Below are 26,627 nucleotides of genomic sequence, written 5' to 3'. Positions count from 1 at the left end.
TGGTGGGCATGTGATGCCCACCCTACGTCCACGGTCGATCGAATCCGTATGAACGGTTCATCGAATTCGTAGGGTGGGCACCCCGTGCCCACCATGCACACCCGGAAATTATTTCGACGCCGGATACGGCGACTTGCCCCCATCGGCAATGAACGCATCGATGCGCGCCTTCAGCACCGGCAGCGGCACCGACCCCAGTTGCAGCACCGTGTCGTGGAACGCGCGGATGTCGAACTTCTCTCCCAGCGCCGCCTGCGCCTTGGCGCGCGCTTCCATGATCGCCATCTGGCCCAGGTAGTAGGACAGCGCCTGGCCCGGCCAGGAGATGTAGCGGTCGACTTCCGTCTCGATCTCGTGGTCCGACAGCGCCGTGTTGTCGTGCATATAGGCCTGCGCCTGTTCGCGGGTCCAGCCCATCGCGTGGATGCCCGTGTCGACGACGAGGCGGGCGGCGCGCCAGGCCTGGTAGCTCAGCATGCCGAAGGTCTCGTAGGGCGTCTCGTAGATGCCCATCTCGCTGCCCAGGCGTTCGCAGTACAGCGCCCAGCCTTCGCCATAGGCCGAGATGTAGGCGCGGCGGAACGGCGGCACACCCTGCTGTTCCAACGCCACCGGCATCTGGAAGGCGTGGCCCGGGGCCGATTCGTGCAGCGTCAGCGCGGGCAGGCTGTACAGCGCGCGCGCGGGCAGGTTGTAGGTGTTCACCAGGTAGATGCCGGGACCGCCGCGGGCCGACGTGTAGTAGGGCGCCTGGTCGGGCGGCACGGGCACGATGGCGAAGCGGCGGCGCGGCAGGTAGCCGAAGTACTGGTCGGCCTTGCCGTCGAACTTCTTGGCGATCCAGGCCGCGCGCATCAAGAGTTCTTCCGGCGTCTTCGCATAGAACTGCGGGTCGCTGCGCAGGAAGGCCAGAAAGGCCGGCAGGTCGCCCTTGAAGCCCGCCTTGTCCATCGTCTGTTGCATCTCGGCGCGGATCCTGGCCATCTCCGCCAGGCCGACCTGGTGGATCTGCTGCGCCGTCATGTCGGTCGTCGTGAACTCGACGATCTTCGACTGGTAATAGGCCTTGCCGTCCGGGAGGCTGTCGGCGGCGAGCGTCGTGCGCGCCCTGGGGAAGTATTCGGCCTGCACGAACCGCAGGACCGCGGCATAGGCGGGCTGCACCCGCTCGGCGATCAGCCGGGTTCCCTGCGCGCGCAGCTCGTCCTGCACGGCGGCCGGAATCGTCGCCGGCATCTCCTTGAACGGCGTGTAGAACACGGTGTCCTGCGGCGTCTTCGCGTTGGCGATGTTGACGAGCGGCGCCTCGCGGCCCGCTAGCGTCACCTTCGGCGGCGTGAAGCCGCGCGTCAGGCCCGCGCGCATGTTCTCCGTCTCCTCGCCGAAGTAGCGCGGCAGGTCGGCCAGCTGCTTCAGGTAAGCGCGGTATTCGGCCTCCGTCTTGAAGGGCTTCCTGGCGATGTAGGTGATGTCGCTCCAGAACGCGCTGTCGGCATTCACGGGCTGCTCGTATTCGCGGAAGCGCTGGGCCTCGACGAAGGCGGCGATCTGGGCGCGGTAGACGGCGTAGTCGATCTTGCGCGGCGCCGACAGCTGTTCGGGACGAATCGTGTCGAGGCGGCGCAGCACGTCCTGCCAGTACGCGAGGCGCGCCGCCTGGGTGCGCGCATCGACGCGCGCCAGTTCGCCGCGCAGCGCGCGCGGGCTGTCCTCGTCCCAGGCCAGGCCCTGGTCGAGCCGCCACTTCCATTCCGCCTGCCAGATCGCGTCGAAGCGCTGGTCCGCGGCGTTTGCCGTCGCCGCCGCCCTGGGCGCCGCTTGCGCGGGCGCAGCGGACAGGAGGGCGGTCGAGAGGGCCAGGGAAAGTGCGGTGGCGAGCAGGGTCTGCTTCATGGTCTTCCTGTTGAGTAGTGGAGGAGCGATCTTACCCGCGATCGATACGCCGGCGCCAGCCGCTCAGCGCTTGACCTTGCCGTACGCTTCCCCGTCCCTCCAGCGCGGCAGCGCCGGCGCGTTCGCGACCGCGTAGCCGAGGTTCAGCGTGAATTGCGCCTGCTGCACCATGCCCGACAGGTCCCACGACGGATCGTACTGGTCGCTTACCTGGTGATAGTCCTTGGTGAAGGCGCGCATGCGGTCGGCGCTGCCGTGATCGTGCTCGAAGGTGAACTTGCCGTCGCCCGAGAACACGGCCGAGCCCACGTTGAACGCCGGTACGCCCGCCTTGGCGAAGTTGAAGTGGTCGGCGCGGAAGTAGGCGCCGCCGAGGTCCGGCGTCGGCGGGGCCAGCGTCAGGCCCATGGCCTTCGCCACCTGGCCGGCCGTGTCGACGAGGGTGCTGCGCTCGGCGCCGGCGACGCCGATGTCGCGCGTGCGGCCGACGAAGTTCATGCTGTCCAGGTTCAGGTCCGCGGCCGTCTTCGCCAGCGGCCACAGGGGCGCGCGCACGTAGGCCAGGCTGCCCAGCAGGCCTTGCTCCTCGGCGCAGGGCCACAGGAAGATCTGGGTGCGCCTGGCCGGATGGGCGACGGCGGCCTGCGCCATCGCCAGCAGGGCCGCGCTGCCGGAGGCATTGTCGATGGCGCCGTTCCAGATGTGGTCCGGCTTGCCGTTTTCGACGTCGATGCCCAGGTGGTCCCAGTGCGCCGAATAGATCACGGCTTCCGATTTCAGCGTCGGGTCGGCGCCGGGCACGATGCCCGCCACGTTGTACTCGACGACCTGGCGCACGGCGCTCTTCACTTCGGCCCGGGCGGTGGCGTCCAGCGCGACCGGCGTGAATCCCTTCACTTCGGCGCGGGCGCGCAGGGCGTCCAGGTCCTGGCCGGCCTGCTTGAACAGCGTGCGCGCGAAGTCCTCGCTGATCCAGCCCTGCAGCGCGTTGCCGGCGCCGGCCAGGTGGAACTGCTCGTGCGAGAAGCTGTTGACGGGCACGGTCCACGGGTAGGAGGCGGATTCCGTCGTGTGCACCAGCAGGATGCCGGCGGCGCCCTGGCGCAGCGCTTCCTCGAACTTGTAGACCCAGCGGCCGTACCAGGTCAGCGACTTGCCGGCGAAGCGGTTCGGCTCCGCCGCGGTCGGGCGCGGATCGTTGACCATCGCCACGATCAGCTTGCCTTTCACGTCGGCGCCGCGGAAATCGTTCCAGCCTTCGTCCGGCGCGTCGATGCCGTAGCCGACGAAGACGACGGGCGCCGACAGTGCCGTCTCGGCCTGGCCGTTCGCATTGCCGAACACGACGTCCTGGCCGAACCGGGCGTCGAGCGTCCTGCCGCCGGCCGTGAACTGCACGCGGCTGCCGGGCAGGGTCTTCTGGCCGACCATCTCGACCTTCTGGCGGTAGCCGCCGTCCTTCAGGGGCGCGAGGCCGATGGCGGCGGCCTGGGTCTCGAGGTAGCGCACGGCCAGGGCGCCGCCGCGCTGGCCCGTGCCGCGGCCCTCGAACAGGTCGTCGGCCAGCAGCGACAGGTGGGCGCGCAGCGGCGCTTCCTGCACGGCGGGCGGGGCGGCCGCCGGGGCGGCCGGCTGGGCGGCGGCGAGGGAGGAAACGAGGGAGGAAACGGCGAGGGCGGAAACGAGGACGGGAGCGCGGAGATCGAAGCGGCGGTGGCGTGGGGACATGGGCATCGCGTGGGTGGGTTGCAAACGGCCATGGTAGCAGCTCGGCGCCCACGCTGAACAGGGGTGGTCAAAATGGCAAGATAGTCACAAGATTACATTTGCTGGGTTGACATTGCAGCTATAATGGCCGTGGATGCCTGGACCGCAATGGCGGATTGCCAAGGATAATAATTTCGCGAAGCCTGATGGAAAGAGATGATAACCAGCGCCGACCCGACAGGACCGCGCCTGTGCCGCCTATGGCCGGCCCGAGAACGCGCCTGCTGCAGCCGTGGCGCCGCATCACCGGCCAGCTCGCCGGACTGATCGGCGAAAGCGGCGTGTGCGCGCTGTTCGGCCGCGCCGTGCGCATGCTGGCCCCGCGCCACGGCTGGCTGAGCGTCGGCGGCGAGCGGTCCTCGATCGAGGCGCTGCTGGCGACGCTGGAACGGGACCTGGCGGGCGTGAATGCGGAGCAGGCCGCCGCGGCCAACGAGGAACTGCTAGCGACGTTCACCAGATTGCTCTCGGCGTTGATCGGGGAAGGGCTGACGGCGCGGCTGCTGGCCGACGCGGGGAAGGAACCGGATGGCCAGGATGGGCCGCAAGAAGCACAGGAGCAAAAGTAAATGACCGACAAAGTACGCTTGGGGATGCTCAGCACGGGGGTGCCGGGACTCGACATTCTCCTGGGCGGCGGCCTGACCGAGTTTTCCTTCACGCTGATCGCGGGAGCGCCCGGCAGCGGCAAGACCACGCTGGCGCACCAGATCATGTTTGCACTGGCCAATCCCCAGCGGCGCGCCCTGTTCTTCACCGTGCTGGGCGAGCCGCCGCTGAAGATGCTGCGCTACCAGCAGCAGTTCCCGTTCTTCGACACGGACAAGGTCGGCCCCGTGGTCCGCTACGTGAACCTGGCCGACGACCTGCGCGCCGGCCACTTCGACGGCGTGCTGGAACGGATCATGCACGAGGTCGAGGATTTCGGGCCGGGCCTCGTGTTCGTCGATTCGTTCCGCTCCGTCGTGCAGACCGCGCGCGGCGGCAACGAGGGCCTGACCCACCTGCAGCACTTCATCCAGGAGCTGGGCTCGCGCATGGCGACCTGGCAGGCCACCACCTTCCTGATCGGCGAATACACGCACGCCGACGTCGAGGCCAATCCGATCATCACGGTCGCCGACGGCATGCTGGCGCTGGCCCAGGCCAGCGACGACAACTCGATGCTGCGCAAGATCCGCGTGCTCAAGATGCGCGGCCAGGCGCACATGACGGGCGCGCACACGATGCGCATCACGGACGACGGCATCCGCGTGTATCCGCGCGAGCTGCCGCCGCTCGCGGACGACCGCCTGCCGGGCACCCAGGTCGACGTCAAGCCGCGCCGTATCCCGACAGGGGTGCCGGGCCTGGACAAGCTGATGCTGGGCGGCGTGCCGCAGGGCCACGCGCTGCTGGTGACGGGCCCGACCGGCATCGGCAAGACCGTGCTCGGCACGCGCTTCCTCGAGGCCGGCGCCGCGCTGGGCGAGAAGGGCGTGGCCGTGTTCTTCGAGAAGGGCACCGCGCGCCTGCGCAACGCGGCGCTGGCGCGGATGGCGCAGGAAGGCAGCGTGACCGTGGTCGAGACCCGCTCGCTGTCGCTCAGCGTCGAGGAACTGCTGGACGAGATGCTCAGCGCGATCGACCGCACCGGCGCGACCCGCGTCGTGATCGATTCGCTGTCCGAATTCGACCTGTACCTGGCCCCGGAGGCGCGCGCCGACCTGCGCCAGACCGTGTTCCGCACCCTCAGCGCGCTGGCCAAGCGCGGCGTGACGGTGCTGGTGACGGCGGGCATGGACGACCCCCGGCCGAGCCTGCGCACCAGTCCGCACGAGCTGGCCTTCCTGGCCGACGCCGTGGTCGCGATGCGTTTCGCCGAAGTGGGCGGCGCGCTGCGCAAGTTCCTCATGGTGGTCAAGGTCCGCGGCGTCGACCACAGCAGCGAACTGCGCGAATACAGCATCACCGGTAGCGGCATCGAGGTCGACGAACGGCCGGTGCCCTACGAGGGCGTGTTGACCGGCTGGCCACGCAGCTGACACGGGAGGCGGCATGAGCGACGCGGCGGTGACGGGCATGGACGACAGCAGGGCGCAGGACGGCGCCTCCTTGCAGGAACGGCTGGGCGCACTGGAAGCCGAGGTTGCCGCCCTGCGCGCCGCCGCGCGTGAGCACGGCGAGCTGCAGGCCCTGGTCGCCCAGCTGCGCGAAGCCAACGAGCACCTGGTGCTGGCCACGGTCAACGCCCAGCACCTGCGCGACGACGCCGAGGCGGCCAACCGCCGCCAGAACGAGTTCCTGGCCATGCTGGCGCACGAGCTGAGGAACCCCCTGTCGCCGATCGCCATGGCCGCCTCGCTGCTGGAACGCGGCGCCGCGCCCGAGCAGGCCAGGCTGGCGCGCGTGGTGGGGCGCCAGGTCGAGCACATGGCGCGCCTGCTCGACGATCTGCTCGACGCCGCGCGCATCAGCAGCGGCAAGATCACGCTGGCGCCCGAGCCGCTGGCGCTGGCCGAGGTGCTGCGCCACGCCGTCGAGACGGTGCAGCCGCGCATCGCCGAACGGGGCCAGTCCCTCGACCTGGCGCTGCCGCCCGAGGACGTGACGGTCGAGGGCGACCGCGTGCGCCTGGCCCAGGTATTCACCAACCTGCTGGCCAACGCGTCCAAGTACACGGGCGACGGCGGGCGCCTGCGCCTGGCCGTGCAGGCGGCCGACGGCACGGCCACGGTGCACGTGGAGGACGACGGCATCGGCATCGCGCCCGACGTCCTGCCCTATATCTTCGACCTCTTCACGCAGGGACCGCGCTCGCTGGCGCGATCCGAGGGCGGCCTCGGCGTGGGGCTGAACGTGGTGCGCAACCTGGTCGGCATGCACGGCGGGACGGTCGACGCCAGCAGCGCCGGCAGTGGCCAGGGCAGCCGCTTCGTCGTGCGCCTGCCGCGGACGGCCGCGCAGGCGGCACCCGCCGCCTTGCAGCCGCCCGCCGCCGCCGCCGCGCAGGGCGGTCCGCGCCGCGTGCTGCTGGTGGAAGACAATGTCGACGCCTGCCTGACCATGGCCGGCTGCCTGGCCGCCGACGGCCACGACGTCGCCGTCGCCCACGACGGCCCCGGCGGGCTGGCGCTGGCGCAGTCCCGGTCCTGGGACGTGATCGTGTGCGATATCGGCCTGCCCGGCCTGGACGGTTTGGGCCTGATGCAGGCGCTGCGCACCGGGTCCGGCGGCGCCATGCCCTACGCCATCGCGCTGAGCGGCTACGGCCAGCCGGGCGACCGCGAGCGCGGCCTGCAGGCCGGCTTCGACCGCTACCTGGTCAAGCCGGTGACGGCCGACGTGCTGTGCGAACTGGTGGCCGGCGCCCTGCGCGAAGCATGAAGTCTCTCTCCAGGCCCGACCACGTCGCGCCGGGGCGACGGTGCTTGCTCCGCCAGGACGTCAGCGCCCCAGCAGCCGCCCGATGCGCCCCACCGCTTCCCCGATCCGCTCGATCTTCGTCGCGTAGGAAAAGCGCACGTGCCGCTCGGGCGCGGCGAAGCCGAAATCCCCGCCCGGCACGATCGCCACGTGGGCGTCGCGCAGCACGGCCATGCCGAAGGCGGCGCTGTCGGCCGCATCCGGATGGTCCAGGCCGGCGATGTCCGCGTACACGTAGAAGGCGCCGTCGGGCATCACGGGAATGGCAAAACCGAGCTCGCGCAGCGCCGGCACCAGGAAGTCGCGGCGGCGCTGGAATTCCAGGCGGCGCTCCTCGAAGATGGCGATCGCTTCCGGTTCGAAGCAGGCCAGCGCCGCGCGCTGGGCCACCGTGGGGGCGCAGATGAACAGGTTCTGCGCCAGCTTTTCCACGGCCGGCACCAGCGCCTCCGGCAGCACCAGCCAGCCCAGGCGCCAGCCCGTCATGCTGAAGTATTTCGAGAAGCTGTTGACGGTGATGACGTCGTCGCCGAAGGACAGGGCGCTCACCGGCTTGTCGCCATACGACAGGCCCTGGTAGATCTCGTCGACGATGGCGAAGCCGCCGCGCGCGCGTACCGCCGCCACCAGCTCGCGGGTCTGCTGCGGCGTCATCGACGTGCCGGTCGGGTTGGACGGAGAAGCGACGATCACGCCGCGCGTGCGCGCGTTCCAGCGCGCGTCGACCTGGGCGGCCGTGAGCTGGTAGCGCTCGGCCGCGCCGGACGGCACCAGCACGGGCTTGCCGCCGAAGGCGCTGACGAAATGCCGGTTGCACGGATAGCAGGGGTCGGGCATCAGCACCTCGTCGCCGTCGGCCACCAGCGCCGCGCAGGCCAGCAGCAGGGCGGCCGAGGCGCCGGCCGTGATCACGATGCGGCGCGGGTCCACGTCCAGGCCGTGGCTGGCCGCGTACCAGGCGGCGATCGCCTCGCGCAGCGCGGGCAGGCCCAGCGATTCCGTGTACTGGGTGGCGCCGGACTGGATCGCGGCCACGGCGGCACGGGCGACGACGTCGGGCGCCGTGAAGTCGGGCTCGCCGACACTCATGCTGACGACGTCGATGCCGGCGCGGGTCATGGCGCCCGCGGCCTTCACCATTTCCATCACGCGGAACGGTTCGATGGCCTCGACGCGGGCGGCGAGCTGCAGGGCGCGCGCGGCGCCGTCAAGTGAAGCGGTATTGGAGGACATGCTGGAAGGAGGAGAATCGTCGATCCCGCCATTCTACCGCCGAAGCGGCAAGGCGTCAGATCGCCGCCTCGCTCGCCAGCAGCGCCCCGCAGGCGTCGGCCGGCAGCGGACGGCTGACGTAGTAGCCCTGGATCTCGTCGCAGTCGTAGCGTTCCAGTTCGCGGATCTGCTCGATGGTTTCCACGCCCTCGGCCACCACCTTCAGGTTCAGGCTGTGCGCCAGGCGGATCACGGCCTTGGTGATGGCGGCGTCGTCCGGGTCGTCGGCCAGGTCGCGCACGAAGGTGCGGTCGATCTTGAGCGCGTCCAGCGGGAAGCGCTTCAGGTAGGCCAGGCTCGAATAGCCGGTGCCGAAGTCGTCGACCGACAGGCGCATGCCCAGCGCCTTGATGCGCGAGAGGATCGCCACGGCGGCCTCCGGGTCCGTCATCAGCATCGACTCGGTCAGCTCGAATTCCAGCAGCGCGGGGGCCACGCCGGCCGCGCCCACGATGCGCTCGATGGCGCCGGGCAGGTCGCCCTGCTGCAGCTGGCGCGCCGACAGGTTGATGGCGATCGGCGGCGGCGCCATGTGCTGCGCTTCCCATTCCTTGAGCTGGCGGCACACTTCGCCGATCACCCATTCGCCGACCGGCAGGATCAGGCCCGTGTCTTCCAGGATGGGGATGAATTCCAGGGGCGCGACCAGGCCCCGTTCCGGATGGTTCCAGCGCAGCAGCGCCTCGAAGCCGCTGACGGTGCCCGCGGCCAGGTCCAGCTTGGGCTGGTAGTGCAGCAGGAACTCGCCCCGTTCGAGCGCCTGGCGCAGCTGGGTCTCGGTCTGCACGCGCCGCGCCGTGTTCTCGTGCATCTGGGCCTGGAAGAAGCGGTAGTTGTTCCTGCCGCCGTTCTTGGCGCCGTACATCGCCGTGTCGGCGTTCTTGAGCAGCAGTTCGGCATTGCCGCCGTCGTCCGGGTAGCTGGCGATGCCCACGCTGGCCGACACGAACAGTTGCTGGCCCTGCAGGTGGAAGGGACGCGCGAGCGCCTCAATGATGCGGCGCGCGACGAGGGCGGCATCGGCGTTGCCCGACAGTTCCGGCAGCACCAGCGCGAACTCGTCGCCGCCCAGGCGCGCCACGACGTCGCCGGGGCGGGCGCAGGCGCGCAGGCGCTGGGCGGCCTGCACCAGCAGGCGGTCGCCGACGCCGTGGCCGAGCATGTCGTTGACGTTCTTGAAGCGGTCCAGGTCGATGAACATCACGGCCGCGCGGCCGCCGTGGCGCGCCGCTTCCGAAATCGCCTCTTCCAGCGAGTGGGCCAGGTGGCGCCGGTTGGGCAGCTCCGTCAGGGCGTCGTACTGGGCCAGGTAGGTCAGGCGGCTGCGGGCGTCGTGGCGCTCGACGGCGGTGGCCAGGATGTTCGCGATGCCGCGCAGGAAATTGGCGTCGTCGTCGGTGAAGCGGCGCTCCTCGGCGTCGTAGGCGGCCAGCACGCCGAAGCTGCGGTCGGCGCAGACGATGGCTTCTTCCAGGCCGGGCACGCCGTCGACGAGGCCGTCGGCCGCGCGCAGTATGGGCGCGGCGCCGGCGGGCGTCTCGAGCAGGGCGGCGCCGGCCGCGTCCAGGCCGCGCGCGGCGGCGATGGCGGCGTCCAGGAACAGTTCCTCGAGGTCGTTGGCCGCGAGGGCCTTGCGGCCCAGTTCCGCCGCCAGTGTCTGGCGCCGGGCGTTTTCCACGATGGTGCGCTCGAATTCCTTGCGCTCGCTGATGTCGATGTCGATGCAGATGTAGCGCTCGACCGCGCCGGCGGCGTCGAGCATCGGCACCACGGTGCGGTACCACTGGCGCGTGCCGTGGCGTCCGGAAATCGCCACCTCGCCGTTCCATACCTGGTCCGACGGCCGCCACGGGGCGCTGGCACCGGCCGCCTGCCCGACGTCGGCCAGGGGGCGGCCGATCACGGCCGCGCGCGCGAAGCCGCTGCTGGTGACGAACAGGTCGTTCACTGCCGTGATCAGGCCGTGCGCGTCGACCTCGGACACGATCGCCGCCCGGTCCATCGCGCTCTTGTGCTGCATGAGGGAATTCATCAGCGAGTCGATGCGCTGGCCGAACTGCACGCGCAGGCTGGCGGCGCCGCGGTTGACGGCCTCGATCGCTTCCTGGATCTCGGTCGGGGCATCGTCCAGCAGGGCCGCCTCGGCCGTGACGCGGCCGGCCGCCACGTCGTTCTCGAACTTGCGCAGGCGGCCCAGGCTGTCGAGCCAGCGGCGCAGCAGCGTGCGCATCAGCGCCAGGCTGCAGGCGAAGACGATGCCGGCCAGCAGCGCCGTCTCCAGCACGATGTTCCACAGCTGTGCCGCGAGCTTGTGTTCGTCGAAGGACAGGCGCACCACGCCGTAGTCCTTGCCGCCCACGTTGGCGATGCGGTTGACGTCGTACAGCTTGGAGGCGATCAGCGCCACCAGCCAGTGCGGGGCCTGCGCCCGCGTCGTCCGCGGGCCATCGACGCGGATCGTGCCGCCGGCCACGTCGATGAACTCGGCGCGCTTGAACGGCGACTGGAACAGCATCTTGCCCAGCGTGCGCTTGACCGTGTCGTAGTCGCCGATCACGGCGCTGTCCTCGATGGTCTGGGTCGCCACTTCCACCAGCGTCATGGCCGTGTCCTGGGTTTCCTCGATGTGCTGCAGGAACTGGTAGCGGTAGAACAGGCCCAGGCCCGTGCACAGGCACAGCAGCAGGGTCAGCGAGAACACCGCGAACACGCGTCCCACCAGGGAGCGGGGCAGCAGGGACCAGCGCGGCGGGAACAGGATCAGTGGGCGCGAGAGGAGCATGGGAGCCGGTGAGGGTAGCCGATGATGGATGCCGATGATGGATGCAGATGAGAAGCGGTGGGCGGAGGTTCAGCGCAGGTCCGCCGGCGCGTCCGTGTAGAAGGCGCGGTAGGCGGCGTAGTCGTCATCCGTCGCCGCCACGAAGGACAGCGGCACGGGCGCATGCACCAGTTCCGAGGCCGCGTCGAGGATCTTGCGCCCCTCCGGATCCTGGCGCATGCCGAGGAAGGCGCGCGCCACGGCGCGCACCTGCTCGGGCGGCACGCGCGGCGAGGCCATCAGCGCCAGGTCGTTGAACGGCGCGGAACTCCACAGCACGCGGAATTTCCTGCCTTCGCGGCCGGTATAGTTCTGCACCAGCTGGGAGTTGGCTCCCACGGCCTTGACCTTGCCGGCGAACAGCTGGGTGAAGGCGGCATCCTGGTTGCCGGCGAAGACCACGTCGACGGGAACGTCGCGGCGCAGCAGCTGGGCATACGGGACCTTGTAGGCGATCAGCGCCTCCGGCCCGGGGAAGGCGACGGCTCCGCCGGCCAGCTCGCGCACGTCGCGCACAGGAGAGTCGAGCGGCACCACGATCTGCCCCTGGACGGGCGGCGCGGCGCGGCGCCCGAACACGGTCCAGCCCATTTTTTCGCGGTCCGGGCTGAACAGGTGGTTGGTGAACGCGAAATCCACTTCGCGCGCAAGGACGAAGCTGGTGGTGTCGGCCGACGTGCGGCCCAGTTTGAGGTTGAGGCGCACGCCGCTCTTCTGCGACACGTAGCGCATGATCGGATTCCAGAAGCTGGCCGATACCTGCAGGTTGTATTGATTGACGGGCGAAAAATGATAGACCGGCGGCTCGGCGGCCGCGGCGCCGGGGGCGCCGCAGGTGAACGTTGCGGCGGCCAGCAAGGCGGCCAGCCGCGGGAAACGGACGGAAATATGACGGAACATGGTGCGCAATACGGTAGATGGGCGCAGCGGGCGAGCGCCATGCGCCGCGGCTCCTGCGCGAACGCTCAAATATATCATATTTCCGAATGGAAATAGGTGGAAGCGATTTGCTAACTGTGCGCGGGGGCTCCTGCGCCGTGCGCCGCGTCCCAGTCGCGCCGCTCCAGCACGTGGACGGGCACTTCCTCGCCGTTCCAGACCTGCATGCCCGTGTAGCGCATGCCCAGCTTGTCCATCACGCGGCGCGAGGCCTCGTTGCCCGGATGGCGGATCGCGCACAGGCGCGGCGCGCCCAGCGCGTCGAAGCCGTGGCGCGCGAGCGTGAACGCCGCTTCGGTGGCCAGGCCCCGGCCCCAGCTGGCGCGGCGCAGGCGCCAGCCCAGTTCATGGGGATTGGCGGGGTCGAAGCCGAGGTGCTGGATGCCGCCCGCGCCGACCATCTCGCCGCTGGCCGCGTCCAGCAGCGCCCACCAGGAATAGCCCCATGCGGCCCGGCGCGCGCGCACCCGGACTATCATGGCGCGCGTTTCCTCCATCGACACGGTGCCGTGCAGCCAGCGCATGACGTCGGGGTCGCTGTTCATCGCATGCAGGCCGTCGGCATGGATGTCGTCCAGGGGTTCGAAACGCAGGCGCGCGCTGGTCAGGATCGTCATGGGGCTCCGGAATGGACGACGGCGCGCCGGAAGCCGGCGCGCCGTCGTGATGATACCTTGGCGGGCAGGTCAGTTGTGCGACGCGTGCGTGGCGCTCAGGCGGCGCATCAGCGGCAGCACGAGCAGCGCGATCACGGTGCAGGCCACGGCGCCCAGGCCCAGCTTGTTGAACAGGCTCGTGTAGATCGGCAGCGTCTGGACCGGATCGGTGATGTTGCTCGGCACGCTGGCCAGGTTGGCGACGACGCCGCCCAGGTATTGCGAGATGCCGGTGGCGACGAAGTAGGCGCCCATCATGAAGCCCGTCATGCGGGCCGGCACGTAGCGCGCCACCATCGCCAGGCCCAGGCCGGACACGAGCAGCTCGCCCAGCGAGTAGAAGCCGTAGCCGGCGATCATCACCCAGGACGAGGTCAGGCCGTTCACGGCGAACGCGCCCGCCACGCCGTAGGCGAAGAAGCCGACGGCGACGGCGCCGAAGCCGAGCGCGAACTTGCCGGCGATCGACAGGTCCTTGCCGCCCTTGCCGGCAGCCGTATAGACCCAGGCCAGCACGGGGCTCAGCACCATGATCCAGATCGCGTTCAGCGCCTGGAACTGCGCCGGCGACCAGGTCCACAGGTGGGCGCCGAACACACTGAAGTCGAGGTCGACGTTGCGCAGGGCGAACAGCGACAGCGAGGTCGACATCTGCTGGTAGAAGATGAAGAAGAACACGGTCTGCAGCGTCAGCACGAGGGCCGCGGTCAGGCCGGCGCGCTCGCTCGGCACGCTGGTGCGGATCAGGTGGATGAAGATGCCCAGTACGACGAAGCCGGCGACGTAGACGAACAGGCGCGCCAGGGCCTGGTATTCCAGGATCACGGCGGACAGCCCGACGGTCAGCACGCTGCCCACGAGCACCATGACCAGCTTGGCGACGTCGAGCGGGCGCTCGTCCGGCGGCGAACCGACGTGGGCGATGGTGGCGCGCATCGCCAGCACGTTCAAGAGGCCCAGCACGAGGCCGACGCTGCACACGGCGAAGGCGGCATGCCAGCCGAGCTCGTTGCCATAGGTGGCGTTGACGTAGTCCTTGATCCACGGGGTGGCCAGCATCGACACGGTCGAGCCGACGTTGACGGCCATGTAGTACAGCGTGAAGGCGGAGTCGATCTTGGAGTCGTCGCCTTCGTAGATCTTGCGCACGAGATTGGCGGTATTCGGCTTGAACAGGCCGTTGCCGACGACGATGACGCCGAGGGCGAAGAACATGAACCAGGTGTTTTCGGACGGCACCGACATCAGCGCGTAGCCGAGGGTCAGCACGATGGTGCCGAGGTACATCGAACGCTTGGTGCCGAGCACCTTGTCGCCGATCCAGCCGCCGATGGCCGGCGAGACGTAGATCAGGGCGGCGGCGGCGCTCCAGACCAGGTTGGCGCGGCTGTCGTCGAAGCCGAGGCGCTGGACCATGAAGTACACGATCAGCGCCTGCATGCCGTAGTAGCCGAAGCGTTCCCAGAGTTCGATCAGGGCGACGGTGAGGAAGGAGCGGGTTTGCGAGGTTTGCGCGGTGAGAGGGGGTGTTTCGTTTTTCATGGGACTCCAGGATCTTGGCCGGTCGCCTCGTGGGCACGGCAAGCCGTGGATGCTACGACAGAGGGAGCATCGATGCAAGAAGGGAAAACGCCGTACTTACGGGGCAACGCAACGCCGGCGCCTTCCGGACAGCCGAGCGGCCCGGTCGCCGCTCATCATCATTGCGATCGGAATGAATAGGTGCCGAGCTGCCTCATGTATGGAATTCCGCCGTGAAATTAAAAATGGCGAGTACGATTGAAATCCGTTGGCAATGATCGAAATGTCAAGTAATCTGTAGTTTCAGTCGTTAGATAACCGACAATGAAATCATGGCCGATTCGCCCCCAGGCGTGACCGGCGCCGCAGAGGGCGCCTACCGCGACGATGCCGTCGTGGCGGCCTTGTTGCGCGAGCGCGGTCCCGGACCCGGCGACGACGCGGCCGTCGGGCAGGCGTTCGCGGCGCTGGCCCAGCAGCTGGCCGACGACCCGCAGTCGCTGTTGCAGCGCGTGGCCGAGCTGGCGCGCGAGCTGTGCGGGGCGAACTCCGTCGTGGTGGCCGTGTGCGAACCCGGGCCGGGCGGCGGCGCGGGCGATGGCAGCGTGCGCTGGCATGCCGTGGCCGGTGGGCTGGCGCCGCAGGCGGGAGCGCGCTGGAGCATCGGTGCGTGCGCGTGCGGGGCCCCCGTGCTGGCCGACGGCAGCACGCTGTTCGAACACCCCGCCAGCCATTTCCCCTCGGCGCGCGGCGTCGGGCTGGACCTGGGCGAAACGTTGGGCGTTCCTTGGCGCGTGAACGGACGCGCGCTCGGTTCCCTGAACGCCATGCGCCTCGAGGGCGACGGCGGCTTCGACGCCGGCCACCTGCGCCGCCTGCATGCCTGCGCCGCCTTCGCGGCCGCCGGCTGGCAGGCCAGCAGCCACGACGCGGCCCCCTCGGGAACGAACGGCGAGGCCGATGGCGGCGAGCTGGAGCGGCGCGTCGAGGAGCGCATCCGCCCCGTGCTGGAACGCGAGGAGCACCTGCAGCGCGAGGTCGAGGAGAGCCGCGCCGCCGCGCGCGCGCTGCGCGAACACAAGGCGCTGATCGACGCCACCCTCAGCATCGGCACCGTGGGCGTGCTGTATTTCGACCTCGACGGCACGGTGCGCGACGTGAATCCCGCGTTCGAGCGCATGACGGGCTACACCTGCCAGGAATTGCGCACGCTCGACCACTGGCGCGACCTGACCCCGCCGGAATTCTGGGACGTGACGGAAAACGCCTTGCGCGACCTGGCGGCGGCCGGCAGCACGGCGCCTTACACGAAGCAGATGGTGCGCAAGGACGGTAGCCGCTGGTGGGGCCTGTTCGCGCCGGCGCGGATCGCGGGAGAAGGGGAGTATGGCCGCTGCGTGTTGTTCGTGATCGACGTCGGCGCCAACAAGGAAACGGAGGCGCGCCTGGCCGAGAGCGAGGAGCGTTTCCGCGCCATGGTCCAGGGCTTCGCCCAGGCCGTGTGGGAGACGGATGCCCACGGCCGCATCGTCGAGGGCTCGGCCAGCTGGACCCAGTACACGGGCCAGCGCGCGGAAGCCTCGCTGGGCCTGGGCTGGCTCGACGCCGTGCATCCCGAAGACCGCGCCGCCGTGCTGCGCCAATGGCGCGCTGCGGTCGGCATGCGGCGTACGCTGAACGTCGAGTTCCGCGTGCAGGTGGCGGCCGGGGGATGGCGCTGGACCAATGCGCGCGCCGCGCCCCTGTTCAACGACGACGGGTCGGTGCGCAAGTGGGTGGGCATGTACATCGACGTCGACGAGCGCCGCCGCACGCAGGCGGCGCTGGGTGAGAGCGAGCGGCGTTTCCGCATGTTGTTCGAATCGATGGACGAGGGCTTCCTGCTGGCCGCCGTCGAGTTCGACGAGGCCGGCCGCGCCACGGGCCTGGCCTACACGGAGGCGAATCCGGCGGCCGTGCGCATGGCGAATATTTCCTACGTGGGTCCGGGCCGGCTGCGCGTGCGCCCGGAGCACGAGCCGTGCTGGCTGGAGGCCTGCGCCGAGGTCGTGCACACGGGCACGAGCAGCCGCTCGCAGTGCTATGCACCGGGCGTGCAGGGCTGGTACGACTTCTTCGTCTTCCCCGTCGGCGGACGCGAGAGCCCGCGCGTGGCGATCCTGTTCTACGACATCACGCTGCGCAAGCGGGCCGAGGATGCGTTGCGCGAAAGCGAAGGGCGGTTCCGCGCGCTGGCCGACGCCTCGCCGGCGCTGGTCTACCAGTTCGACGTGGACGGGCGCGTGATCTACCTGAACGAGCGCTGCACGACCGGCGGCTGCGCATTCGGCCCGAACGCCCAGGCCGCGCAGGGCGGGCGCGGCTGGAACGGCATCGTGCCGCCGGCCGACATGGACGGCTACCTGCGCGCCGTGTTCGACGGCGTGCGTGCCGACGGCGGTTTCACGCGCCGCATCGAGACCCCGGTGGCGGGCGGCGCCGGCCACTGGTTCGAGTCGCATGTCTCGCCATGGTTCTCGGGCGAGGGGGTGCAGCGCGGCTACGTCGGCATCTCGCTCGACATCACGGGCGCCGTGCAGGCCGAGGAAGCGCTGAAGGACGCCGACCGCCGCAAGGACGAGTTCCTGGCCACCCTGGCGCACGAGCTGCGCAACCCGCTGGCGCCGATCAGCAATGCCGTGCAATTGATGCGCCGTCCCGACGGCCGGCGCCAGTCCGACCGCGTGGTCGAGATGGTGGGGCGCCAGGTGCGCCAGATCGTGCGCCTGGTCGACGACTTGATGGAAGTGTCGCGCATCACGCGCGGCAAGATCGACCTGAAGCTGGAACGGGTGGCCTTCGCCGAGATCGTGCAGGCGGCCGTCGAGACCAGCCAGCCGGCCATCGACCGCTGCGGCCACCAGCTGTCCGTGGCGCTGCCGCAGGAGCCGCTGGTGCTGGAGGCCGACCGCGTGCGCCTGACCCAGGTGTTCGCCAATCTGCTCAACAACGCGGCCAAGTATACGGATGCGGGCGGACGGATCTGGTTCGACGCGCGGCGCGTGGACGGGATGGTGGTGGCGTCCGTGCGCGACACGGGCATCGGCATCCCCGCCGAGGCCCTGCCGCGCGTGTTCGACATGTTCGCCCAGGCGCACCGCAACGTCGGGCGCGGGCAGGGCGGCCTGGGCATCGGCCTGACGATGGTGCACAGTCTCGTCGAGATGCACCACGGCACGGTCGAGGCGAAGAGCGCGGGCAGCGGCCTGGGAAGCGAGTTCATCGTGCACCTGCCGCTGGCCGATCCCGCGGACGATTGGGAGCCCGCCGAGCCGTTCGGGCAGGCGCGCCCCACCGCGCCGCTGCACGGCCAGCGCATCCTGGTGGTCGACGACAACCGCGACGCGGCCGATACCCTGGGCCTGCTGCTGGAAGCGGACGGCGCCGAGGTCCGGATCGCCTACGACGGCCGCGGCGCGCTGGCGACGGCCGACAGTTTCCTGCCGCACAGCGTGTTGCTCGACATCGGCATGCCCGGCATGGATGGCTACGAGGTGGCTCGCCGCCTGCGCCAGGAAGGGCGCTTCGCCGCGACGCGCATCATCGCCCTGACGGGCTGGGGCCAGGACGCGGACCGGCGCCAGACCCGCAACCGCGGCTTCTCCCACCATCTGACCAAGCCTGTCAGCCTGGAAGACCTGCACCGGATCCTGGCGGACGTCCAGCGCTGATACAGCTTGATACAAATTCCTGACCGGCCGTTCACTGATTTGTTCCGCTGCGTGCGCCAGCTAACGTCAATGCATAAATCCCGCTGATAGAGTGAAATCACGTCTACCACTGTTGGGGGGCAGCCATGGCGTGGATTACGCATTTCGTGCGGTACTTGGGTGTGCTGGGAGAGCCCAGGCTGGAACCCGAAACGATCGAGGGTTTGCCCCCGTTCGCCCTGCGCCAGGCGCAGGGCGCGCTGGTCCGCCAGGGCTGGGTGACGACTTACGAGTACGTGGGGGAGGACGCCTGGGTCGACTATGCGCGCGTCGACCTGCGCAAGGGACGTTCCAAGCTGAAACTGGAATGGGACCAGGAAAGCGGTGGCAGCGTGGCCGGGCCCCGGGCGGTACTCGACGAACTACGCGTGCTCGATCCGTGGACCGATATGCAGATCAAGCACGGCCCTCATTGAGGGGCGTGCAGTAGGGTGGACGGCTTCGCCGTCCACGCGGCGATCGATAGCGGCGTCGATGTCCGGCACCGTCACGAAGCCGGAGGGTCGGACACCACGTGTCCACCGCACCTCAGAATACCTCGTCGGCCCCCAGGTAACGCCACTGTCCCGGCGGCAATTCGCCCAGCTTTACCCGCCCGATCCGCACCCGCTTCAGCCCGATCACTTTCAAGCCGACCATATCGCACATGCGCCGGATCTGGCGCTTGCGGCCTTCCTTCAAGGTAAAGCTGAGCTGGTCCTCGTTCTGCCAGCGCACCTTGGCCGGTAGCAGCGGCTTGCCGTCCATCCACAGGCCGTGGTTCAGCTTCTTGAGGTCGGCGTCCGGCAGGCGGCCCGGCTTCGTGTACTGCACGCGCACCAGGTATTCCTTCTCGATCGACGTGTCCTGCCCGATCAGCTGCTTGGCGATGCGGCCGTCCTGGGTCAGCACGAGCAGGCCGACGGAATCGATGTCCAGGCGGCCGGCCGGCACGAGCGAGCGCAGCTGGGTAGGGTGGAACAGTTCCGGCGACGGGTCGTCGGCCCAGCGGTTCTCCGGCTTGACCAGCACGACGGCCGGCTTGTAGCCGTCCTCGGCCTGGCCGCTGACGTAACCGACGGGCTTGTGGATCAGCACGGTCACGCGCTTGGACTGCTCGGCCGAGGCCTGGCGCTCGACGGTGATCTTCTGGTGCGGCAGCACCTTGCTGCCGAGTTCCGAGACGACTTTCCCATCGACGCGGACCCAGCCGCGGGCGATCCATTCATCGGCTTCGCGGCGGGAGGAGAGTCCCAGTTCGGACATGCGTTTGGACAGGCGTACGGGTTCGGTCATGGTAATGTTGAGGAACAATTAAATACGTCGTCCCTGCGCAGGCAGGGACCCATACTGAGCAACGGAACGCCGTATATCGAATACGCCGCGACAGTGCGACGCAGCGACTTCGGCGCTTCAGTATGGGTCCCCGCCTTCGCGGGGACGACGTGTTGGTGTTAACGATAGTAATTAAATCTTCAACGCATCCAGCAACTCGGTCTCCAGCTGCACCTGCACGCGCTGGTTGGCGAGCGCCGCCCCGTCGATGAGGAACACGTCTTCCACGCGCTCGCCCAGCGTCATGACCTTGGCCGTGTGCAGGTTGATGCGGTAGCGCGCCAGCACGCTGGCGATCGCGTACAGCAGGCCGTTGCGGTCGTTGGCGGCGATGGACAGCAGCCAGAACTGGCCGCGCTCGTCCGGGCGCAGGTCCACCGTCGGGGTGACGGGGAAGTTGCGCGACATGCGCGACAGGCGCGCGCGCAGCGGCGGCGACAAGGGTTCCTGGCGCGTCAGCACGTCGCACAGCTCGTGCTCGATCAGGTTGATGATGTCGCGGTAGTTGCCGGCGAAGTGTTCGTCCGTGATGAGGAAGGTGTCGAGCGCGTAGCCGCCCTTCGTCGTGTGGATCTTGGCGTCGAGGATGGAAAAGTTCTTGCGGTCGAAATAGCTGCAGATCCGGGCGAACAGGTCCGGCTGGTCCTTCACGTAGACGGTCACCTGCAGGCCTTCGCCGATCGGCGCCAGGCGCGATTTCACCACCGGCTTGTCGCGGCCCAGCTTGTCGTGCAGGCAGCGCGTCTGCCAGGCGATGTCGGACGCGTCGTGGCGCAGGAAATAGGCCATGTCGAGCTGCTTCCACAGCGCCTCGTGCTCGGTCGGGCCCAGGCCGAACAGGCGCAGCGTGGCCAGCGCCTCCTGCTGGCGCGCGCGCAGCTCGCGGTCGGCCGACGGCGGCTCGCCGCCCAGCACGCGCAGCGTGACCTTGTACAGGTCTTCCAGCAGCTTGGCCTTCCAGGCGTTCCACACCTTCGGGCTGGTGCCGCGGATGTCGGCCACGGTCAGCAGGTACAGGGCCGTCAGGTGGCGCTCGTCCTTGACCAGCCGGGAGAAGGCGGCGATGACATCCGGGTCGGACAGGTCCTGCTTCTGCGCCACCTGCGACATGGTCAGGTGCTGCTCGACGAGGAACACGACCAGTTCCGTGTCTTCCCCGGACAAGGCGTGGTCGCGGCAGAACTGCAGCGCGTCTTCCTTGCCCAGTTCTGAATGGTCGCCGCCGCGGCCCTTGGCGATGTCGTGGAACAGGGCGGCCACGTACAGCAGCCAGCGGTCGCGGAAGTTGGCGATCAGCTGGCTGCAGAACGGGTATTCGTGCGCGTGTTCCGTCATCGTGAAGCGGCGCATATTGCGCACCACCATCATGATGTGCTGGTCGACGGTGTACACGTGGAACAAATCGTGCTGCATCTGGCCGATGATGCGGCGGAAGTTGGGCAGGTAGCGGCCCAGGATGCCCAGGTCGTTCATGCGGCGCAGCGCGTGCACGAGTCCCACGGGCGCCTGCAGGATGCGCAGGAACAGGGCGCGGTTGGCGGGGCGCGCGCGGAATTCGTCGTCGATCAGCTTGCGCGCATGCCACAGCGCGCGCATGGTGCGCGCCGTCATGCCCTTGATGTCGGGGCGCTCCGTCATCAGCACGAAGATCTCGAGCACGGCCGACGGGTTGCGCTCGAAGGTGTCGTCGGCGGCGATGTCGATGAAGCCGCCGACCTCGTTGAAGCGCGGATTGATCGCGATGGGCTTGGACGGCGTGGGGAACAGCTGGGCCTCGATGTTCTGCAGCAGCATCGTGTTCAGCTGCGTCACCGTCTTGGCGGCCCAGTAGTAGCGCTGCATCAGGAATTCGCTGACGCGGCGCTCGGGCGTGCCTTCCAGGCCCAGGTTCTCGGCGATGGCCGTCTGCACGTCGAACACGAAGCGGTCCTCGCGCCGCTTCGTCTGCAGGTGCAGGCGGATGCGGATGTCCTTGAAGGCGCGTTCCTTTTCCATCAGCTGGCGCGCTTCCTCGCGCGTGATCAGGCCGCGCATCGCCAGCTGGCTCCAGGAATTGGCCAGGCCGGCCGCCTTGGCCACCCACAGGATCACCTGCAGGTCGCGCAGCGCGCCCGGGCTTTCCTTGACGTTCGGCTCCAGCGAGAACGGGGTGAACTCGTACTTGGCGTGGCGCAGGCGCATCTCGGCCGTCTTGGCGTGGAAGAAGGCTTGCGCGTCCATCGCCGCGTCGTAGCGGAACTGCAGCGTCTCGAACAGCGGCTGGCTTCCCGTCACGAGGCGCGCTTCCAGCAGGCTGGTCTGCACCGTGATGTCGGCCTTCGACTCGACCAGGCATTCGTCGACGGTGCGGATGCTGTGGCCGATCTCGAGCCCGAGGTCCCACAGCAGCTGCACGAAATTTTCCAGTCTGGCCTGGGTCAGCGCGTCGGCCGGCTGGCCCAGCAGGATCAGCAGGTCGACGTCGGAATAGGGGAACAGCTCGCCGCGCCCGTAGCCGCCCACGCCCACCAGCGCCGTGTCCTCGGGCAGGGCGGCCGTGCGCCAGGCGTCTTCCAGCACGCCGTCGACGCTCTGGCGCAGCCCGCGCAGCAGCTTCTCGGGCTTGCCGCATTCCTGGAATTCGGCGATCACGAGCTGGCGCTCGGCCTTCAGGCGCTGCTTGAGCTGCTGCTGCAGGCTGGGTTGCTGGTCGAGCTGGGAATCGGCGACGGTGCTGTTCATGGAGGCTGGCTTCGGTCAGGCGGCGACGGCGTCGTTCTGCTGGACGATGGCCGGCGGCGCCGGGGCACCGGCCGACGTGGTCAGGACCTCGTAGCCCGTCTCCGTCACGAGGATCATGTGTTCCCACTGGGCCGACAGGCTGCGGTCCTTCGTCTTGATGGTCCAGCCGTCCGGCATTTCGCGGATCTCGCGGCGGCCCGCGTTGATCATGGGCTCGATCGTGAAGATCATGCCGGCCTTCAGCTCCTCGCCGGTGCCGGGGCGGCCGTAGTGCAGCACCTGCGGCTCTTCGTGGAACACGCGGCCGATGCCGTGGCCGCAGAATTCGCGCACCACCGAGAAGCCGTTCTTTTCGGCGTGCTGCTGGATCACGGCGCCGATGTCGCCCAGGTGGGCGCCCGGCTTGACCTTGCTGATGCCCAGCCACATGCATTCGTAGGTGATCTCGGACAGGCGCCTGGCCTGGATCGACGGTTCGCCGATCAGGAACATGCGGCTGTTGTCGCCGTGGAAACCGTCCTTGGTGATCACGGTAACGTCGATATTGACGGAATCGCCGTTCTTCAAGACCTTGTCGCCCGGGATGCCGTGGCAGATCACGTCGTTGACGGAGGTGCACACGGCCTTGGGGAAGGGCGGATAGCCCGGCGGCGCGTAGTTCAGCGGGGCCGGCACGGTGCCTTGCACGTTGACCATGTATTCGTGGCACAGACGGTCGAGTTCGCCGGTGGTGACGCCCGCCTTGACGAAGGGGGTGATGTAGTCGAGCACTTCGGCGCCCAGGCGGCCGGCGATGCGCATGCCTTCGATTTCTTCCTGGGTCTTGATGGAGATGGACATGATTTTACGGTTCTGCAATCTTCGATCCGTCCATTATATGTGATCCGGCAGTGGCGCGGGACGGCGGCCGCCACCGCTGGCGACGCGCCTCCAAGAGCGAAATGACATGGGTTTCGGTTGCGCGGTGACGTAAATCCCGCTAGAATCTCGGGTTGCTCGTGTTCGTATCGAGCGATGCGGTAAAAACGTAGCAAACAAGCCTTTTTTAAATCGCGAATGCGGCCGACAAGGGTGCCCCGAAGGGGTGTACCGGCCGTCGTTCAAGAAACCAACCCTGGAGAATTACATGTCTGTCACTATGCGCGAAATGCTGGAAGCCGGTGTTCACTTCGGCCACCAGACCCGTTTCTGGAACCCGAAAATGGCCCCGTTCATCTTCGGTCATCGCAACAAGATCCACATCATCAACCTGGAAAAGACCATGGCGATGTACCAGGATGCGATGAAGACCATCAAGCAGATCGCCGCCAACCGCGGCACCATCCTGCTGGTGGGCACCAAGCGCCAGGCCCGCGACATCATCGCCGCCGAAGCGCAGCGCGCAGGCGTGCCGTACGTCGACCAGCGCTGGCTGGGCGGCATGCTGACCAACTTCAAGACCATCAAGACCTCGATCAAGCGCCTGAAGGACATGGAAGCCGCCATCGAGTCGGGTGAAGTCGAGAAGATGAGCAAGAAAGAAGCGCTGATGTTCTCGCGCGAACTGGAAAAGCTGCAGAAGTCGATCGGCGGCATCAAGGACCTGCAAGGCGTGCCGGACGCGATCTTCGTCGTCGACGTCGGCTACCACAAGGGCGCCGTCACCGAAGCCGGCAAGCTGGGCATCCCGGTCATCGGCGTGGTCGACACCAACCACTCGCCGGAAGGCGTCACCCACGTGATCCCGGGTAACGACGACTCGTCGAAGGCCATCACCCTGTACGCACGCGGCGTCGCCGATGCGATCCTGGAAGGCCGTGCCAACTCGACCGCCGAAATCGTCGAAATGGCCAAGTCGGCCGACGACTTCGTCGAAGTCAACGAGCAAGCGTAATTGAATGACGGCGGGCGTGCGTCCGCCGCTGGAAGAAGGGGCGCCGGGCGCCCCTTTTTTCAAACGGATTCGAATTCGGTAGTTTTCAGATACCAGATTAAAACTTAGGAGAATACACATGGCAGCGATTACTGCAGCGATGGTCGGCGAACTGCGCGCCAAGACCGATGCCCCGATGATGGAATGCAAGAAGGCACTGAATGAAGCCGAAGGCGACATGGCACGTGCCGAAGAGATCCTGCGCGTCAAGCTGGGCGGCAAGGCATCGAAGGCATCGTCGCGCGTGACCGCCGAAGGCGTGGTCTCGGCTTACATCAACGGCAACATCGGCGCGCTCGTCGAAATCAACAGCGAAACCGACTTCGTCGCCAAGAACGACGACTTCCTGGCCATGGCCAACCTGGCCGCCAAGCTGGTCGCCGAGCAGAACCCGGCCGACGTCGCCGCCCTGGCAGCCCTGCCGGTCGACGGCAAGACCTTCGACGACATCCGTACCGCACTGATCGGCAAGATCGGCGAGAATATGACCGTGCGCCGCTTCCAGCGCTTCGAAACCACCGGCAAGCTGGCATCGTACCTGCACGGCGCCCGCATCGGCGTGATCGTCGACTACGACGGCGCCGACGAGCAAGTCGGCAAGGACGTCGCGATGCACATCGCCGCCATGAAGCCGGTCGCCTTGTCGTCGGAGCAAGTGCCGGCCGACCTGATCGAGAAAGAGCGTTCGGTTGCTCAGCTGAAAGCCCAGGAAGACGCCGACAAGGCCGTCGCCGAAGGCAAGCAGCCGCAATCGGCCGACATCGTCGCCAAGCGTATCGACGGTTCGGTGCAGAAGTACCTGAAGGAAGTGTCGCTGTTCAACCAGGCATTCGTGAAGAACGACAAGCAGAGCATCGAGCAGATGCTGAAGGCCGCCAACACCACCGTGAAAGCGTTCACGATGTACGTGGTCGGCGAAGGCATCGAGAAGAAGGTCGACGACTTCGCAGCCGAAGTCGCAGCCCAGATGGCTGCCGTCAAGCAGTAATAAAGAAAACGGGCCGCAAGGCCCGTTTTTGCAGGAGCCCGCGATTGCGGGCTCCGGTAGGGTGGGCGGCTATGCCGCCCACGCAGTGATAGTTTGCAGCGTCGCCGTCGAGTGCGCGAGCGAAGGAAAGCGGCTTCGTGTTCGTGCCCGACAAGGCGGTCCCGGCTATCACCGCGTGGACGGCGGAGCCGTCCACCCTACGTCCCGGCGGCGACGCCAGGGGCGAAAACCGGATTCGAAACACATCACCATACAGGAGCCCCATTCATGACAAAACCAGCCTACCAACGAGTCCTCCTCAAACTGTCTGGCGAAGCGCTGATGGGTGACGATCCGTTCGGCATCAACCGCGCCACCATCGAGCGCATGGTCGCCGACGTGGCGGAGGTGTCGAAGCTGGGCGTGGAGCTGGCGGTGGTGATCGGCGGCGGCAACATCTTCCGCGGCGTGGCGCCGGGCGCGCAGGGCATGGACCGCGCGACCGCCGACTACATGGGCATGCTGGCAACCGTCATGAACGCATTGGCGCTGGCCGACGCGATGCGCCAGCAGGGCATCACCGCGCGCGTGATGTCGGCGATCGGCATCGAGCAGGTGGTCGAGCCCTACGTGCGCCCGAAGGCGCTGCAGTACCTGGAGGAAGGCAAGGTCGTCGTGTTCGCCGCCGGCACCGGCAACCCCTTCTTCACCACCGACACGGCCGCCGCGCTGCGCGGCTCCGAGATCTCGGCCGAGATTGTTTTGAAGGCAACCAAGGTCGATGGCGTCTATACTGCCGATCCGAAGAAGGATCCGCACGCGACCCGCTACGAGTCGATCTCGTTCGACGAGGCGATCGCCAAGCACCTGCAGGTGATGGACGCCACCGCGTTCGCCCTGTGCCGCGACCAGAAGCTGCCGATCAAGGTGTTCTCCATCGTCAAGCCGGGCGCGCTCAAGCGCGTGATCATGGGCGAAGACGAAGGTACACTCGTACACGTTTAACATCATTTGAAATACAGGAGAGCAGCATGTCTGTAGCTGACGTCAAGAAAAATGCCCAGGACAAGATGGCGAAGTCCATCGAGACCCTGCGCGCCAACCTGGCCAAGGTCCGCACCGGCCGCGCCCACGTTGGCATCCTCGACTCCGTCATGGTCGATTACTACGGTTCGCCGACCCAGTTGTCCCAGGTCGCCAACCTGACCCTGATCGACGCCCGCACGATCGGTGTCCAGCCCTATGAAAAGAAGATGCTGAACACCGTCGAGAAAGCCATCCGCGACTCCGACCTGGGCCTGAACCCGTCCTCGTTCGGCGAAATGATCCGCGTGCCGACCCCGCCGCTGACCGAAGAGCGCCGCAAGGAAATGGTCAAGCTGTGCAAGTCGGAAGCGGAAGACGCGAAGATCGCCGTGCGCAACGTGCGCCGCGACGGCAACGAACAGCTCAAGAAGCTGGTCAAGGACAAGGCGATCTCGGAAGACGAGGAGCGCCGCGCCCAGGACGACATCCAGAAGATGACCGACAAGGCCGTCGTCGACATCGACAAGCTGGTCGCCGAGAAGGAAAAGGAAGTCATGACGGTGTGACGCCGCCGCCGGCCCCTTGCGGCCGGCAATTCGTCATGGAAGGGCGGACCGGCTTTGCCGCTCCGCTCCCGTTGTTTTTGCGGTAAGGTAAAATTGCG

General features: G+C 68.0%; 19 protein-coding genes. 9 read left to right on the top strand and 10 right to left on the bottom strand.

What is annotated here, in order from left to right:
* Positions 1-108 precede the first annotated feature (108 nt).
* Both QPK32_RS01770 and QPK32_RS01765 read right to left on the bottom strand, forming a co-directional pair.
* Complete coding sequence (locus tag QPK32_RS01770) at positions 109-1,893, bottom strand: DUF885 family protein (protein ID WP_290411062.1); 1,785 nt, start codon at positions 1,891-1,893, stop codon at positions 109-111.
* Between the two features lie 63 nt (positions 1,894-1,956).
* The gene (locus QPK32_RS01765; RefSeq protein WP_290411061.1) at positions 1,957-3,621 is read right to left on the bottom strand and encodes a M28 family peptidase; all 1,665 of its coding nucleotides are present in this window, start codon (positions 3,619-3,621) and stop codon (positions 1,957-1,959) included.
* 239 nt (positions 3,622-3,860) lie between these two features.
* On the opposite strand from QPK32_RS01765, the gene QPK32_RS01760 reads away from it, so the two are divergent.
* The 3 genes from QPK32_RS01760 to QPK32_RS01750 are packed head-to-tail and all read left to right on the top strand — an operon-like array spanning position 3,861 to position 7,026.
* On the top strand, positions 3,861-4,229 hold the full coding sequence (locus tag QPK32_RS01760; RefSeq protein ID WP_290411060.1) for a hypothetical protein: 369 nt from the start codon (positions 3,861-3,863) through the stop codon (positions 4,227-4,229).
* Entirely contained in the window at positions 4,230-5,684 is a 1,455-nt protein-coding gene (locus tag QPK32_RS01755) for an ATPase domain-containing protein (RefSeq protein ID WP_290411059.1), read from the top strand. It abuts the gene before it with no gap.
* Between the two features lie 13 nt (positions 5,685-5,697).
* On the top strand, positions 5,698-7,026 hold the full coding sequence (locus QPK32_RS01750; protein WP_290411058.1) for a hybrid sensor histidine kinase/response regulator: 1,329 nt from the start codon (positions 5,698-5,700) through the stop codon (positions 7,024-7,026).
* A 60-nt stretch (positions 7,027-7,086) separates the two neighbouring features.
* On the opposite strand, the gene QPK32_RS01745 is transcribed toward QPK32_RS01750, so the two are convergent.
* The 5 genes from QPK32_RS01745 to QPK32_RS01725 form a co-directional block, all read right to left on the bottom strand.
* On the bottom strand, positions 7,087-8,298 hold the full coding sequence (locus QPK32_RS01745; RefSeq protein WP_290411057.1) for a pyridoxal phosphate-dependent aminotransferase: 1,212 nt from the start codon (positions 8,296-8,298) through the stop codon (positions 7,087-7,089).
* A 55-nt stretch (positions 8,299-8,353) separates the two neighbouring features.
* Positions 8,354-11,119, bottom strand: a complete 2,766-nt coding sequence (locus tag QPK32_RS01740; protein ID WP_290411056.1) for a bifunctional diguanylate cyclase/phosphodiesterase — start codon at positions 11,117-11,119, stop codon at positions 8,354-8,356.
* Positions 11,120-11,188: 69 nt separating this feature from the next.
* Entirely contained in the window at positions 11,189-12,058 is an 870-nt protein-coding gene (locus tag QPK32_RS01735; protein ID WP_290411055.1) for a phosphate/phosphite/phosphonate ABC transporter substrate-binding protein, read from the bottom strand.
* A 110-nt stretch (positions 12,059-12,168) separates the two neighbouring features.
* Complete coding sequence (locus tag QPK32_RS01730) at positions 12,169-12,714, bottom strand: GNAT family N-acetyltransferase (RefSeq protein ID WP_290411054.1); 546 nt, start codon at positions 12,712-12,714, stop codon at positions 12,169-12,171.
* Positions 12,715-12,783: 69 nt separating this feature from the next.
* Complete coding sequence (locus QPK32_RS01725; RefSeq protein ID WP_290411053.1) at positions 12,784-14,295, bottom strand: peptide MFS transporter; 1,512 nt, start codon at positions 14,293-14,295, stop codon at positions 12,784-12,786.
* Positions 14,296-14,606: 311 nt separating this feature from the next.
* Here QPK32_RS01725 and QPK32_RS01720 point away from each other — a divergent pair, with 311 nt between their 5' ends.
* A complete protein-coding gene (locus QPK32_RS01720; RefSeq protein WP_290411052.1) occupies positions 14,607-17,984 on the top strand; it encodes a PAS domain S-box protein in 3,378 nt (1,125 codons plus the stop codon).
* A gap of 203 nt (positions 17,985-18,187) precedes the next feature.
* Positions 18,188-18,439, top strand: a complete 252-nt coding sequence (locus QPK32_RS01715; protein WP_290411051.1) for a hypothetical protein — start codon at positions 18,188-18,190, stop codon at positions 18,437-18,439.
* Between the two features lie 112 nt (positions 18,440-18,551).
* Here QPK32_RS01715 and QPK32_RS01710 read toward each other — a convergent pair whose 3' ends face one another.
* The 3 genes from QPK32_RS01710 to map all read right to left on the bottom strand — a co-directional run bounded on the left by QPK32_RS01710 (position 18,552) and on the right by map (position 22,901).
* Positions 18,552-19,298, bottom strand: coding sequence for a pseudouridine synthase (locus QPK32_RS01710; protein ID WP_290411050.1), 747 nt, complete (start codon positions 19,296-19,298; stop codon positions 18,552-18,554).
* A 171-nt stretch (positions 19,299-19,469) separates the two neighbouring features.
* On the bottom strand, positions 19,470-22,058 hold the full coding sequence (locus QPK32_RS01705) for a [protein-PII] uridylyltransferase (protein ID WP_290411049.1): 2,589 nt from the start codon (positions 22,056-22,058) through the stop codon (positions 19,470-19,472).
* Positions 22,059-22,073: 15 nt separating this feature from the next.
* Complete coding sequence (map, locus tag QPK32_RS01700) at positions 22,074-22,901, bottom strand: type I methionyl aminopeptidase (protein WP_290411385.1); 828 nt, start codon at positions 22,899-22,901, stop codon at positions 22,074-22,076.
* Positions 22,902-23,184: 283 nt separating this feature from the next.
* Between map and rpsB the strand changes: the two genes are divergently transcribed.
* From rpsB to frr, 4 genes are all read left to right on the top strand, one after another.
* Entirely contained in the window at positions 23,185-23,931 is a 747-nt protein-coding gene (gene rpsB, locus QPK32_RS01695) for a 30S ribosomal protein S2 (RefSeq protein ID WP_290411048.1), read from the top strand.
* 118 nt (positions 23,932-24,049) lie between these two features.
* The gene (gene tsf / locus QPK32_RS01690) at positions 24,050-24,958 is read left to right on the top strand and encodes a translation elongation factor Ts (protein WP_290411047.1); all 909 of its coding nucleotides are present in this window, start codon (positions 24,050-24,052) and stop codon (positions 24,956-24,958) included.
* Positions 24,959-25,225: 267 nt separating this feature from the next.
* Positions 25,226-25,942, top strand: a complete 717-nt coding sequence (gene pyrH / locus QPK32_RS01685) for a UMP kinase (protein WP_198119855.1) — start codon at positions 25,226-25,228, stop codon at positions 25,940-25,942.
* A gap of 26 nt (positions 25,943-25,968) precedes the next feature.
* Positions 25,969-26,529 (top strand): ribosome recycling factor, encoded by a 561-nt coding sequence (gene frr / locus QPK32_RS01680; RefSeq protein ID WP_290411046.1) that lies wholly within the window; start codon positions 25,969-25,971, stop codon positions 26,527-26,529.
* The last annotated feature ends 98 nt before the right edge of the window (positions 26,530-26,627 follow it).

The sequence above is a fragment of the Massilia sp. YIM B02763 genome (assembly GCF_030412015.1).
Taxonomy (GTDB): domain Bacteria; phylum Pseudomonadota; class Gammaproteobacteria; order Burkholderiales; family Burkholderiaceae_D; genus Telluria.
Note: the sequence above shows the minus strand (reverse complement) of the source record. Positions and strands in the feature narration are given on the sequence as shown.